Below are 13,285 nucleotides of genomic sequence, written 5' to 3'. Positions count from 1 at the left end.
CGTACACTGGGCGGCATGAAGCGTCGCCAGACCGTCAGCGTCAACGTCGGGGGGGTCATGGTGGGCAGCGCCCATCCGGTCGTCGTGCAGTCCATGACGAACACCGACACCGCCAACGCCGAAGCCACCGCCATCCAGATCGCGCAGCTCGTCCGGGCAGGCAGCGAGATCGTGCGCGTCACCGTCAACACCCGCGAGGCCGCCGCCGCCATCCCCGACATCATCGCCCGCCTGAAAGAAGTCGGGATCGAGGTGCCCATCGTCGGGGACTTCCACTACAACGGTCACATCCTCCTGCGCGAATACCCCGAAACCGCGCGCCTGCTCGCCAAGTACCGCATCAACCCCGGCAATGTCGGCGCCGGGCAGCACCACGACGCGAACTTCGCCACCATGATCGAGGTCGCCAAGGAATACGATAAACCCGTCCGCATCGGCGTGAACTGGGGCAGCCTCGACCAGCAGGTGCTCGCCCGCCTGATGGACGAGAACACCGCCCAGGGGAGCCCCAGGACCGGCACGGACGTCATGATCGACGCGATGGTCGTCTCCGCGCTGGAGAGCGCCGCCTACGCCGAGGAACTCGGCCTGCCGCACGACAAGATCCTGATCAGCGTGAAGGTCAGCAGCGCCCCGGAACTCTGGCAGGTGTACCGCCAGCTCGCCCCGCTGTGCGACTACCCTCTGCACCTCGGCCTGACCGAGGCGGGCATGGGCATGAAAGGCATCGTCGCCAGCAGCGCCGCCCTCGCGCCCCTCCTCATCGAGGGTATCGGGGACACCATCCGCGTCAGCCTCACCCCGGAACCCGGCGCCAGCCGCAAACTGGAGGTCGAGGTCGCCCAGCAGATCCTCCAGAGCCTCGGCATCCGCCAGTTCCTCCCACAGGTCACCTCCTGCCCCGGCTGCGGCCGCACCACCAGCACCTTCTTCCAGGAACTCGCGCAGAAGATCCAGGACTACATCCGCGACACCATGCCCGACTGGAAAGCGAAATACCCCGGCGTGGAGGACATGCAGGTCGCCGTCATGGGTTGCATCGTCAACGGCCCCGGCGAGAGCAAGCACGCCAACATCGGCATTAGCCTGCCCGGCACCGGCGAGGACCCCCGCGCGCCCGTCTACCAGGACGGCAAACTCCTGACCACCCTGAAAGGCCCCCGCATCGCCGAGGACTTCCAGGAGCTCATGGAAAAATACGTCGAGCAGCGCTACGGCCGCACCGAGGCCCCCGCATGAGCGCCTGGGGCGTCGGACCCTTCCAGAACGAGGCGGCCGCCGAGTACGCCGCCGAGATCGTGCAGGACGGCGCGTACGCCCTGGCGGAAGCCTTCGATGTGGCGCTGGACCCCGACAACGACCACCTGGAAGCCGAGGAAGGCCACCGCGCCGTTGCCGCCGCCGAGACGCTGGCCGCCGTACTGACCGGTGACACCAGCGCCCTGACCGACGCCGCCCTGCGCGCCTGGGTGCAGAACGCGGACGCCGCCGAACTGGACCACCTGCGCGGGCACGCCCTGGAAGCCCTGGAGCGCGTCCTCGGCCCCGGCAGTGAACTCCCGGACCTCTGGGAGGACAGCGAGGACGCCGACGCCTGGCGCGAGGACATCCAGCGCCTCCGCGCCGCGCTGAGCTGAGCATGCAGGGCTGACGGTGGAACCGGGCGTGCTGCCGTGGCTGCGGGACGACCTGACCCGCGCGGACGCTCACGCGCCGGCGCGCCTGACCGCCGACCTGCACCGCTGCGCCCGCGAATCCGGCTGGGTGCTCGTCGGCGGGCTACACGACGATCCCCTGACGGGCGTGCGGGGTCAGATCCTCCGACCTGCGGCGGGCGGAGCAGCGGTGAGGCTGCACGCCCACACCGACTGGCCGCTGCTGGCCTTCACGGCCGCCACCCATTCGGGGGCAACCTTCGCGCCGTACCTGAACCCGCCCGGCGTGACCGGGTGGTGGCAGGCGCGCGGCTGGCTCGTGCCGGACGCCGCGTGGCTGAACGGGACACCCGACCGCGCCGACCTGGACCGCCTGCCACCCGGCGCGGCGAAGGGCGCGCGGCACCTGGGCTGGACGCGCGGCGACCTGCTGTTCCGGTACTGGTAACGGTTAAACGTGCGCCTGCTGCCTTCCCCGCGCCCGCCAGTGGTCGAGGAGTTGCCGCCCGTCGCTGGGCATGCCAGCGCCCAGGCCCATCCAGGCGGGGTAGCGCACGGGCGCGGCGGTCACGAGGGCCTGAAGTCCGGCGAACACGGCCAGCGCCTGCCCGAACGGACCGGTCAGTTCGCCTCCGCCGCGCCACAGCAGCGTGCCCAGGGCGCACAGAGACAGTGAGCTGAGCGGCCCGAGGGCGATGGCCCACGCCCAGGTGGCGGGGCTCATGGCCGCGTGATGCCAGTGGGCGCGGCCCGTCCAGAACGGGAATCGGCGCACGTCCACCGCGGCCCGCCCCACCCGGAACCGCGCCACGGACCGGCCCCCGTCCACGCCGATCTGCACGCGCACGCCGGACGCCCCGGCCCGCAACGGCAGGAGCACATGCGCGAACTCATGCGTGGTGACGGCCAGCAGTCCGGCCATTGGGTACAACAGGAGGAGCGTCGGATCGAAGGTCACCACGGTGGGCAGTACGCGGCGCAGCCCCCGGCCGTTTCACCCGGTGGGCGACCCGTCCTGCCGCTCGTAGTTGCGGGTGAACATCAGGGTGCCCCGCCTCATCCCCAGTCCCTCGTAGTACGGGACGAGGTGGTCGTCGCAGCCGAGGTCCACGGCGTACAGGTGCCGCAGTTCTTCCTGTATGCGGGTCATCAGGGCGCGGCCCACGCCCCGGCCCTGCCACGCGGGAACGACTTCTAGCAGTGGAATGTATGCGGTCAGCACCCCGTCGCTGACGGCCTGCACGAAGCCGATGACCTGACCGTCGTGCACGGCGAGCACGACCCGGTACGACCCGCGCAGCAGGCGCAGGAATGTGTCGGGCCTGGGCGGATTCGGCCAGTCCACAAAAAAGCCGTGTAACTGTTCAGGCGTGAGGCCGTCCAGGGACGTCGTGAGGGAAGGGCTGGGTTGAGTCACGAACGCCAGTGTGCCGTCCGCCCGCGCGTGGGGCATCGGCACACTGGCGTACGGGTGTGTTACGGAACGACCTGGGAACCCTGCTCGCTGTACTTCGCTAAGACGGCCTGCGCGGCGACGGTGGCCTGCCCCTGGCGGACGAGGGCGACGACCGCGCCGCCGAAGCCCGCGCCGGTCATCCGGGCGCCGTACACGTCCGGGTGCGCCTGGAGCAGCGCGACGAGTTGATCCACCCGTTCGTGGCTGACGGCGTAGTCGCCTTGGAGGCTGGCGTGGCTGGCGTTCATGAGCTGCCCGAAGCGCGTGGCGTCCACGCCGGGTTCCAGGGCGGCCAGGACGCGGGCGTTCTCGGTGACGACGTGCCGGGCGCGTTCGCGCAGGATGGGCGGCAGCGTCTCGACGGCGGCGGGGTCAGTCACGTCTCGTAGTTGCGGGACGCCGAGCAGGCGGGCGGCTTCCTCGACCTGCGCGCGTCGTTCGTTGTAGCCGCTCTCGGCGAGGCGGCGCGGCACGCCGGAGTCGATGACGAGCACCTCCGCCCCGGCGGGGAACGGCACGGCGCGGCGGTCGAGGCTGCGGGTGTCGATCAGGAGCATGGTGCGGGTGTCGGCCAGGGAGCTGGCCATCTGGTCCATCACGCCGCACTTGACGCCCACGAACTCGTGTTCGACCTGCACGCCGCGCAGGGCGAGGGCCACGTCGTCGAGGTCGAGGTCCGCGAGGTTCCGCAGGGCGCGCAGCGTGGCGACCTCCAGCGCGGCGCTGCTGCTCAGGCCGCCGCTGGGCACGTCACTGGTAATGAAGGCGTTCAGGCCCTCCTGCACGCCGCTCAGCTGGAAGCAGCCCGTCAGGTACGGCGCGAAGCCCTCGCCGGTCTCGCCGACAGGCACGCGGATGGTCTGATCCAGATTCGCGGAGTACAGGACGTGCTCGGCGCTGCCGTTGCGGCCCAGCTCGACCGTCGCCTGCTGCGGGATGGCGGTGGGCAGCACGAAGCCCCCCTGGTAGTCGGTGTGTTCACCCAGCAGATTCACGCGGCCCGGTGCCTGCGCGGTGGCCTGCGGCGCACTTCCGAACGCCTGTTCATAACTGGTGTGGGTCACAGTCCGTCTCCTGCGGTGTCCGGCACGGCGCGCAGCTCGGCGGCGGCGACCTCCGGGAACTTGTCGTTCGCGAACTCTCCGGCGCCCTGCTCGGTACCCGCCAGGAACTTCAGGCGGCCCGGCGCGCGCAGGTACGGGTAGATCTCGATGTGCAGCGGGAACGCCGGGCGGGGCGTGTCCAGCGGCGCCTGATGCACGGTCAGCAGGTACGGCATCCGCACGCCGAACAGGCCGTCCAGGCGGCGCAGCGCGTCCCGCAGCACCCGCGCCATGCTGAGCCGCTCGGCGTCACCCAGGTCACTCAGGAGGCTGACGGGCCGGGTGGGCAGCACCCACGTCTCGAAGGTGTACCTCGCGAACGGTGGCACGACGCTCAGGGCCGCGCCGTCATCGCGGATGATGCGGTCCTCGGCGGCGCGTTCCTCCTGGATGAAGTCCTCCAGCCAGGGGCGGCCGTGCTCGGCGACGTACGCGTCCATCTGCGCGGCGGCGCGCGCGGCGACGGGCGGCACGTGATCGTAGGCGTAGATCTGCCCGTGCGGGTGGTGCAGGGTCACCCCGACCTCCACTCCACGGTTCTCGAAGGGCAGCACCGCGTTGATCTGACCGGTCTCCGCGAGGCGGGTGGTGCGGTCGGCCCAGACGGCCAGCAGCAGGCTGATTTGCTCGTTCGTCAGGTCGCACAGGCGGCCCTGGGCACTCTGGCTGAACACCACGACCTCGCACTTGCCGACGCCCGCGCGCGTCCCGGCCGGGCCGGGCTCCGGGTCGGGGGCCGTGAGGGTCAGGCTGGGGAAGCGGTTGTCGAACACGGCGATGTCGTACTCGCCGCGCGGCAGTTCGGTGGGGTGCTCGGGGTCGCGGGTGGGTGCCAGCGGGTTGTACTCGGGCGGGGGGAGGAACGTGCGGCCCATGCGGTGCGCGGCGTACATGACCCACTCGCCGCGCACCGGATGCCAGCGCATGAGGGGCCGGGCGTCCACCGGGTCCGGGCTGGGGCTGGGAATCTCGCTGTCCACCCGCACCGGCTGGAGGCCATACAGGGTCAGGCCGCGCCCGTCGGGTTTCGTGAAGTCGGCGCTGTGGTACCCGCCGGGCAGGGCTTCAGAGGTGGGTTCGGTCGTCATACCTGCTCCTTCCCGGTGCCGGGCCGGTACCCGTGCGCGGGAATGCCGTCACCCGCGCGGTCGGTCAGGTTGAAGGTCCCGCGCGTGAAGTGCGTCACCGCGTCCCCGTGCGACGCAGCCAGCGTCACGGGGCGGTCCGGGGTGCTGACCGTCAGGCACTGTCGGAGCAGCGCACGGCCTTCCTCGTCAAGCAGGCTGATCGGGTCGCTGCTGGCCCGCAGGCCCCCGATGACGTCCAGCATCCCGGCAATGGCTTCCCGCTCGGTGGCGCTGAGCAGGCTCAGTTCACGGCGGCAGATCGCCACGTCCGGGTCCGGCTGGTACCACGCGTGCTGATACCAGCGGCTCAGCGCCGTGTGCAGTGCGTTGCGGGCGCTGGGGCCGGTCGCGTCGCCCAGCCACACGCGGCGGGACTCCTCATCCCACAGCGGGGCCACGTCTGGGCCGGTCCGCATGGCGTCCACCAGCCCGATGCTCTGCGCCAGCGGCGCCCCGCACGCCAGGATGAACGCGTCCTCGCCCACGCCGTCCCGGAACGCCTGCAGGCCCATCCGGTACGCCTCGGCCCGCCCGACGCTGGGATCGTGACGCACGCCGGGCTGCGTCGCGCCGTACAGAAAGTCGATCTTCAGGTACGTGTACCCCCAGCCGCGTACCGTGCGGCCCAGCTCGCGAATCCACGCCAGCGCGCCGGGGTGCGTGGTATCCAGCGCGTGGTACGGGCCGCCCCAGTTGTTCCCGAACGCCAGCGGCTGGCCGTCCTCGCCGCGCAGCAGCCATTCGGGGTGGTCGCGGAACAGGCGGCTCTGTGGCTGCACCAGGAACGGCGCCAGCCACAGCCCGGCCGTCAAGCCCAGCTCCGCGAGGCGCGCGGGCAGTTCGCGGGCGTGCCCGCCGAAGTGAGTGCTGGGGTCCTCCCAGTCGCCCAGGAACGTCTGGAAGCCGTCGTCGAGCTGGAACACGTCGAAGTCCAGCCTGTGCTCGCGGGCCAGCCGGGCGTTCTCCAGCATGGCCTCCAGGGTCACCTCGCGGTAGTACGAGTACCACGAGCACCACACCCGCACCGGCGCGGGTGTCCGCGCGCCCATGGCCGCGCCCAGCTCGGCGGCGCGGGTCTCCAGCGTGGCGATCACGTCCCCGGTCTCCTCCCAGGTGACGGGAACATCGGGGCCTTCCAGGGTGCAGGTCACGGTCACGCCTTCGGTTCCGGCGCGGGCCTCCCACTGCGCGAAGGTGCGCGTGGCGTCCCCGACGCTGCCCACCCAGCCGCTCCCATCCGCGCGGACCAGCGCCAGCACGGTATGGCTGCGCCACACCCCGGCCTCGCCGCTGGGAGGGAAGCCCGGATCGTGCCCCTGCTCCACCCGCCAGCCCTGCCCCGGGCGAGGTTGCACGTCCGTCAGCGGGCGCAGTTCCGCCTCGCTCCACGACTGGAACCCACTGGTCAGCACCCGCAGGTCCTGCGGGGCCTCGTCGACAATCCACTTATTCACCCTGCTCTCCTTTCCCTTCCGTGGGCGTCCAGTCGCCGCCCAGCACCACCGAACTCACCGCACCCAGCTTCAGGCCGCCCCACGTCACCGCGTGCGGATGCCAGTTCTGCACCAGCGTCCGGTCCGCGCGGCGCGACACGCGCACGCCCTCCGGCAGGTCCAGCAGCGGCACGCCCGCGCCTCCCAGCACGTCGCTCAGCACCGCCCGGATGAGCTCCTGGCTGTGCGCGCCGATCACGGTCGCGTTGCCGTGCCGGATCACGGCGCTCTGCCCGTCCAGTGGCCCGCCCGCGTACGTGGCCAGGGTCTGCGCGCCGTTCACGCGGTAACTCTCGGCCCAGAAGGTCGCGTGCGCATGCCCAAACGGGCCGGCCACGCCCTGCGTCACGCCGGGGCGCAGGCTGTCGTACTGCAACAGGCGCGCGCCCGTCAGGCCCGACAGCGGCCCAAACTGCCCGTCAGACCAGGTCGCGCCGCCCGGCGTGCGGAACGCCGTGCGCGGGCCGAACACGAACGGCACGCCCGCCTGCGCCGCGGCTTCCCAGCGCGCTGCGCGCTCCCCGGGCACCAGCGTGATCGCCGGGGCGACCACCGCCACGTAGCCTCTCAGGTCGGCGTCCGGGTGCGTGATCTGCACGTCCACGCCCAGCGAGCGCAGGGCCATGTAGTACGTGACCGTCTGCGCCCAGTAGCTCAGGCCCGCCGCGTGCCGCTGCTGATCGAAGATCCACAGGCTCTCGTAGTCGTGCAGCAGCGCCACGCGCGCCGGGACCGGTCCCACCGGAAACTGCGTGAGGTCCAGGCCCGCGACCTCCGCGAAGCCCCGGTCGGGCGTCTCGTCGTGGCGCAGCAGCCCGGAGTGCATGACCTCCTGCGCCATCGTCGCGGCCCGCCAGCGGAAGTAACTCACGACGTCCGCGCCGTGCGCCCACGCCTGAGCCGTCCACAGCGCCACCGCGCCCTCGGCAGGCAGTGGGTTGTAGGGCGCCCAGTTCACCTGCCCGCACTGCTGCTCCATGACCCAGAAGCCGTTCGAGGTGCCCGCGCCCTCACGGCCCAGGCCGTCCTTGCCCAGCATCAGACCGCGGTACACGTCGTGGTTGAACGCCACCAGGTCCGGGTGCCCGGTGCGGGCGTAGTGGGTCTTGAGGTCCTCGCCCACGCCGGGCGGCGCGAAGAATTCCAGCATCCCGGTCGGGTAGTTGTCCCACGTGGCGAAGTCCAGGCCGCGCGCCACGTCGTAGTGGTCGAAGCCCGACTCGAAGATCATGAAGTTGTGCGTCACGAACCGCCCCGGCGCGAGTTCACGCAGGAGCTCCACCTGCTCGGCCTGGAACGACGCGATCAGGTCCGACGCGAAGCGGTGGTAGTCCAGCACGTGCGACGGGTTGGGTTCCGTCACGGTCAGCACCGGGGCCTTCACCTGCGCCCAGTCGGTGTATTCCATGCTCCAGAACACGTTCCCCCACGCCTCGTTCAGCGCGTCCAGCGTGCCGTAGCGCGCCTGGAGCCACGCGGGGAACGCCGCCTCGCTCGCGCCGCCGTAGCTGCGGCTGGTGCCGTGGCAGCCGAATTCGTTGTCGGTCTGCCAGCCCACCACCGCCGGATGCTGCCCGTACCGCTCGGCGACCGCGCGCGTGATGCGGCGCGAATGCTCCCGGAACACAGGCGAAGCGAAATCGTAGTGGCGGCGCGACCCGAACTCCCGCACGCGGCCCCCCTCGTCGAACGCCAGGATCTCCGGGTGCGCGCGGATCAGCCACGCGGGCGGCGTCGGCGTCGGCGTGCACATCACCACGCGCAGGCCCTCGGCGGCGTACGCGGCGATCGCGTCGTCCAGCCACGCCCAGTCGAACTCGCCGGGGCGGGGCTCCAGGCGGCTCCAGGCGAACTCCGCCACCCGCACAAATCGCAGGCCCAGCTCGGCCTGCATCCGCGCGTACGGTGCCCAGCGGTCAGAGGGGACATGCTCGGGGTAATCGCAGGTGCCCAGCATCAGGAATTCGGGGGTGGTGGGGTCGGGGTGGGTCATGGGTGGCCTCGGGTGGGGGAGAGGATCGGTAACCGGTTTCTGCATGGGCAGGGAAGGTGGCGGATCAGACCACGCGGACGTCCTTCACGGCGTCCAGCACGTCTGGCGGGGGAGAGGTCGCGGCGCGGTCAGTGATCAGGGTCGTCACGCGGTCCAGCGGCGTGATGAACGCCCGGCTGACCACGCCCAGCTTGCGGTGATCCGCGACGACCACCACCTCGCTCGTTTGCTCGGCCATCAGGCGCTTGACCTCGGCCTCCTCGTGGTTCGCGTTCGTCACGCCCGACGCGGCGTGCACGCCATTGCAGCCCAGGAACAGCCGGTCGGCATGAATGTGGCGCAGCACATCCAGCGCGTACGGACTGACCAGCGAATGCTGCAGGGGCCGCAGGGTGCCGCCGGTCACGATGACCCGCACGCCCGGCAGGCGCTCGAGCAGCAGGGCGATGTTCAGGCCGTTCGTGACGACCGTCACGTCCTGCAGCGATGGGGACAGCGCCCGCGCGACCTCGGACGTGGTGCTCCCCACGTCCAGGAACACGGTGTCTCCACTGCGGACCAGGCCGGCCGCTGCCTGCCCGATGCGGCGCTTGGCCGCTGCGAACTCGCGCATGCTGGTCTCCAGCGGCGCCTCGCGGCGCAGGTCCAGGGGCAGGCTGACCCGCCCGCGCGTGCGCCGCACGTGCCCGGCCTGCGCCAGCGCGTTCAGGTCGCTGCGGACCGTGACCTCCGAGACGCCCAGCAGGCCCGAGAGTTCGGTCACGCTCAGTTCGCCGTGCTGGCGGACCAGCGCAACGATCTCGCTGCGTCGACCCTCGATCATGCACGTCCCGGAGCTTTCATGTCTTTCGAATATTACGGAAGTTATGAAGTGGTGGCAAGAGGGGCCGCTGGACAGCCCCAGCGGCAGGCACAAGAAACCCCGACCGCGCAGGTCGGGGCTGACGGTGAGAATGTCCGCTCAGCGGACGTCCACCAGTTCCACGTCGAAGATCAGGGTTGCGCCGCCGGGAATCACGCCGGGCACGCCCGCCGCGCCGTACCCCAGGTGGGCGGGGATGGTCAGCTTGGCCTTGTCGCCCACGCGCAGCTGCGCGATGCCCTGATCCCAGCCCTGGATAACGTACCCGACGCCCAGCGGGAACTCGATCGGCTCGCCACGGTCACGGCTGCTGTCGAACTTCTGCCCGTTTTCCAGCATTCCGGTGTAGTGCACGCGCACCATCTTCCCGGCCTGCGCCTGCGCGCCGGTCCCCTCGTGGTACTTGTCGATCTTCAGTCCTTCGGTCTTGCCTTCAGCGGTCATGCGCGTCAGGCTACCCGACCTGCACACGTGTCCGCTACCCAAGCTGAAGTGACCATGAAGGCAATTAAGAGTTTGCTCCGACTCATGGGGAGACGCTCAAGGGGGATGCACAGCAGCAGCGAACCGCCCCGGGCCGTTGTCCAGACCCGCCGGCCCTGCGCGCCACCCCCGTCCCATGAGCTTTATGATGATCAGGTAGACAGGTCACCTGGCCCGTTCCCTCACTTCGCGGGGCCAGCGCTGCGGGGCGGTACGCTACCCTGCGACACCGTGAGTGCACCCCCCACCACCTCCCGCGACAGCTGGCGCCCCTGGGTGCGCAGTGCCGCCGCCGCGTACCTGCTGACCACCTTCGGGTTCACGCTGGCCCGCGTGGACGGCGATTCCATGAACCCCACCCTGGACAGCGGGGACGTGCTGGTCCTCCTGAAGTACCCCCGCTGGCTGCGGGCCTGGGGCCTGGGGGGGCCCTACCCGCGCCGGGGTGACCTGCTGATCTTCAAAGCACCCGCCGACAGCCCCTACGCCTTTGAAACTCAGTACGGGCTGCGTCACCGCCAGTACAATGTCAAACGCGTGGTGGCCCTGCCCGGCGACACGGTCGCCATCCGGGACGGGCGGGTGGTGGTCAATGGCCGCACCCTGGCCGAGAATTACGCCAGCGAGGGCTTCGTGGACGATCAGCCCGCCCTGCGCGTCCCCGCCGGGAAGGTCTGGGTGATGGGCGACAACCGCCGCATCGGCGAGAGCCTCGACAGTCGCGTGTACGGCCCGGTGGACCTGCGCGACGTCGCCGGGCCTGCCGACCTGCGCCTGTGGCCGCGCCCAGGCCTGATCCCGCGCTGAACGGGCCACAGGGTCCGTTCACGTGGGGCGGGGGGGACGCTCACACTCGGGCGGTACGGTGCCTCTCATGAAGTTTGCCCGCTCCCTGACCCTCCCCGCCGTGGCGCTCGCCGCCACCCTCGGCACCACCCAGGCCCAGACCCTCGTGGGCTTCAGCGACCCGAAGCTCCCTTTCACGGTCAGCCTCCCCAAGGGGTGGCTGGGCGTGGACTTCAAAGACGGTACCAGCGGCGTGTCCATCGTGTCCGCCAAGGCCCCGCCTGCCACGCTGATGCGCCTGCTGTTTGTGGACAAGGCGGGCGGCAAGCCCACCCCCGAAGGTGAATTCAAGAAGTTTGAGGCCGGCATCAAGGGCACGGGCGCCGCCGTGAAGCAGACGGCCAGCCGCACCCTGAAGGTCGGCGCCCTGAGCGGCGTGGAGCGCAGCTACACCCTCACGCACCCCAAGGGCCAGCTGAAGATGCGTGTGTGGTACGGCGTCGGTGCGAAGAACCTGTATTCGTTCCAGCTGACCGACACGCCCGCACGCTTCGCGGCGGCCAGCGGCACGTTCGACAAGGTGCTCGCCAGCGTCAAGTTCAAGTAAGGGCGCAGCAGCCAGGCACCCAGAACGAGGCGGCTCCCTGTTCACCGGGGAGCCGCCTCATCGTGTGGGACTTAGTTCGCGTCGGGGTTGGGCATGCTGTTCGTGACGGCCGCGTCCACGCCGTCCTCGAAGCGTTTGAAGTTCTCGCGGAACATGCGGGCCAGCTTGCGGGCCGCCTGGTCGTAGGCGTCCTTGTCTGCCCAGGCGTCGCGGGGGTTCAGCACGCCGGCAGGCACGCCGGGCACCTGGGTGGGGATCTCCAGGTCGAAGAAGGGTTCCTTCTCGAACGTCACGTCGTCCAGCACGCCAGACAGCGCCGCATTAATCATGGCGCGGGTGTGGGCGATGCTCATGCGTTTGCCCTGGCCGTACATGCCGCCGCTCCAGCCGGTGTTCACCAGCCACACGCGGGCGCCGCTCTCCTGCACCTTCTGCGCCAGCAGGCGGGCGTACTCGCCCGGGTGGCGGGGCATGAACGGCGCGCCGAAGCAGGTGCTGAAGGTGGGGCTGGGTTCGGTCACGCCGTCTTCCGTGCCGGGGATCTTGGCGGTGAAGCCGCTGATGAACTGGTACATGGTCTGCTCGGCGCTCAGGCGGCTGATGGGGGGCAGCACGCCGTACGCGTCGGCGGTCAGGAACACCACGTTCTTCGGGTGGCCCGCGATGGACCCCGGCTGCACGTTGTCGATCTGGTCGATGGGGTAGGCGCTGCGGGTGTTCTCGGTCAGCGAGCCGTCGTTCAGGTCCGGTTCACCCTGAGCGTCGAGCACCACGTTTTCCAGCACGGTGCCGTAGGTGCGGGTGGTGCGGTGAATGGCGGGTTCGGCTTCGGCGTTCAGGTTGATGACCTTGGCGTAGCAGCCGCCCTCGAAGTTGAAGACGCCGCTGTCGGTCCAGCCGTGCTCGTCGTCACCGATCAGCTTGCGGCTGGGGTCGGCGCTCAGGGTGGTCTTGCCGGTGCCGCTCAGGCCGAAGAACAGCGCCACGTCGCCGCCTTCGCCCACGTTCGCGGAGCAGTGCATGGGCATGACGCCCGCTTCGGGCAGCAGGTAGTTCAGCACGCCGAAGATGCCTTTTTTGTTCTCCCCGGCGTACTGGGTGCCGCCCGCGATGATCATCTTGCGCGTGAAGTTCACGATGATGAACGTGTCGCTGCGCACACCGTCCACGGCGGGGTCCGCCTTGAAGGACGGGATGTTCAGGACCGTCCAGTCCTCGTGGAAGTCCGTGAGTTCCTCGGGGGTGGGGCGGACGAACATGTTACGGATGAACAGCGAGTGGTACGCCATCTCGGTGACCATGCGGCAGCCGATGCGGTAGCGGGGGTCGGTCCCGGCGTACACCTGCTGCACGAACAGTTCCTTCCCTTCGGCGTGGCGGGTCATCTTGTCGAGCAGGCGGTCGAACACGACCGGGCTGATCGGGGTGTTGAAGCCGCCCCACCACACGCGGTCACGGGTCAGGTCGTCTTCGACGATGAAGCGGTCCTTGGGGCTGCGGCCGGTCTTGTTGGTACGGACGGTGAGGGGGCCGCAGGCGGCCTGCACGCCCTCGCCGAGCCGGATCGCGTCGGCGTACAGGGCGTCCACGCCGGGGTTGAGGTGGATGGTGGCGGTCTTGATGCCGAGGTCGGCCAGCGGGTTGGTCGCGGTCAGGCTCATGGGTCCTCCGTGTGCAGCGCCGCCTCGCGGGGCGTGTCGGGGTGAATTGGTGTTCGATG

General features: G+C 70.3%; 14 protein-coding genes. 5 read left to right on the top strand and 9 right to left on the bottom strand.

Translation table 11 applies throughout. From position 1 onward, the window contains the following. The first annotated feature begins 15 nt into the window (after window positions 1–15). From ispG to SY84_RS01480, 3 genes are read left to right on the top strand one after another with little or no spacing between them, the layout of a single operon-like run. Complete coding sequence (ispG, locus tag SY84_RS01490; protein ID WP_046842515.1) at window positions 16–1,239, top strand: flavodoxin-dependent (E)-4-hydroxy-3-methylbut-2-enyl-diphosphate synthase; 1,224 nt, start codon at window positions 16–18, stop codon at window positions 1,237–1,239. After that, on the top strand, window positions 1,236–1,637 hold the full coding sequence (locus tag SY84_RS01485) for a DUF4259 domain-containing protein (RefSeq protein ID WP_046842514.1): 402 nt from the start codon (window positions 1,236–1,238) through the stop codon (window positions 1,635–1,637). The genes ispG and SY84_RS01485 overlap by 4 nt, the downstream gene beginning before the upstream one ends. Before the next feature lie 28 nt (window positions 1,638–1,665). Beyond that, window positions 1,666–2,103 carry a hypothetical protein gene (locus SY84_RS01480; protein ID WP_157882844.1) on the top strand — a complete coding sequence of 146 codons (438 nt, stop codon included), beginning with the start codon at window positions 1,666–1,668 and terminating at the stop codon, window positions 2,101–2,103. 3 nt (window positions 2,104–2,106) lie between these two features. Here SY84_RS01480 and SY84_RS01475 read toward each other — a convergent pair whose 3' ends face one another. The 8 genes from SY84_RS01475 to SY84_RS01440 form a co-directional block, all read right to left on the bottom strand. Beyond that, window positions 2,107–2,616 (bottom strand): hypothetical protein, encoded by a 510-nt coding sequence (locus SY84_RS01475; RefSeq protein WP_162200792.1) that lies wholly within the window; start codon window positions 2,614–2,616, stop codon window positions 2,107–2,109. Between the two features lie 33 nt (window positions 2,617–2,649). Then, window positions 2,650–3,072, bottom strand: coding sequence for a GNAT family N-acetyltransferase (locus SY84_RS01470; RefSeq protein ID WP_046844842.1), 423 nt, complete (start codon window positions 3,070–3,072; stop codon window positions 2,650–2,652). Between the two features lie 59 nt (window positions 3,073–3,131). Beyond that, complete coding sequence (gene galK, locus SY84_RS01465; protein ID WP_046842511.1) at window positions 3,132–4,175, bottom strand: galactokinase; 1,044 nt, start codon at window positions 4,173–4,175, stop codon at window positions 3,132–3,134. Continuing rightward, the gene (gene galT, locus SY84_RS01460) at window positions 4,172–5,302 is read right to left on the bottom strand and encodes a galactose-1-phosphate uridylyltransferase (RefSeq protein ID WP_046842510.1); all 1,131 of its coding nucleotides are present in this window, start codon (window positions 5,300–5,302) and stop codon (window positions 4,172–4,174) included. Before galT ends, galK begins: the two co-directional genes overlap by 4 nt. Then, window positions 5,299–6,795, bottom strand: a complete 1,497-nt coding sequence (locus SY84_RS01455; protein ID WP_046842509.1) for a glycoside hydrolase family 36 protein — start codon at window positions 6,793–6,795, stop codon at window positions 5,299–5,301. The genes galT and SY84_RS01455 overlap by 4 nt, the downstream gene beginning before the upstream one ends. Further along, window positions 6,788–8,827, bottom strand: a complete 2,040-nt coding sequence (locus SY84_RS01450; protein ID WP_046842508.1) for a beta-galactosidase — start codon at window positions 8,825–8,827, stop codon at window positions 6,788–6,790. Before SY84_RS01450 ends, SY84_RS01455 begins: the two co-directional genes overlap by 8 nt. Window positions 8,828–8,891: 64 nt before the next feature. Beyond that, entirely contained in the window at window positions 8,892–9,650 is a 759-nt protein-coding gene (locus SY84_RS01445; protein ID WP_046842507.1) for a DeoR/GlpR family DNA-binding transcription regulator, read from the bottom strand. Between the two features lie 138 nt (window positions 9,651–9,788). Continuing rightward, a complete protein-coding gene (locus tag SY84_RS01440) occupies window positions 9,789–10,133 on the bottom strand; it encodes an FKBP-type peptidyl-prolyl cis-trans isomerase (protein WP_046842506.1) in 345 nt (114 codons plus the stop codon). A gap of 270 nt (window positions 10,134–10,403) precedes the next feature. On the opposite strand from SY84_RS01440, the gene lepB reads away from it, so the two are divergent. Beyond that, window positions 10,404–10,979, top strand: coding sequence for a signal peptidase I (gene lepB, locus SY84_RS01435; RefSeq protein WP_046842505.1), 576 nt, complete (start codon window positions 10,404–10,406; stop codon window positions 10,977–10,979). A 67-nt stretch (window positions 10,980–11,046) separates the two neighbouring features. Continuing rightward, window positions 11,047–11,565, top strand: coding sequence for a hypothetical protein (locus SY84_RS01430; RefSeq protein WP_046842504.1), 519 nt, complete (start codon window positions 11,047–11,049; stop codon window positions 11,563–11,565). A 71-nt stretch (window positions 11,566–11,636) separates the two neighbouring features. Here the strand turns inward: SY84_RS01430 and pckA are convergent, their stop codons facing one another. After that, on the bottom strand, window positions 11,637–13,226 hold the full coding sequence (gene pckA, locus SY84_RS01425) for a phosphoenolpyruvate carboxykinase (ATP) (protein ID WP_046842503.1): 1,590 nt from the start codon (window positions 13,224–13,226) through the stop codon (window positions 11,637–11,639). Between the last annotated feature and the right edge of the window lie 59 nt (window positions 13,227–13,285).

This window comes from Deinococcus soli (ex Cha et al. 2016), from assembly GCF_001007995.1.
Classification (GTDB): domain Bacteria; phylum Deinococcota; class Deinococci; order Deinococcales; family Deinococcaceae; genus Deinococcus; species Deinococcus soli.
The sequence above is the reverse complement of the archived record's forward strand: the minus strand, read 5'-3'. Positions and strand labels throughout refer to the sequence as shown.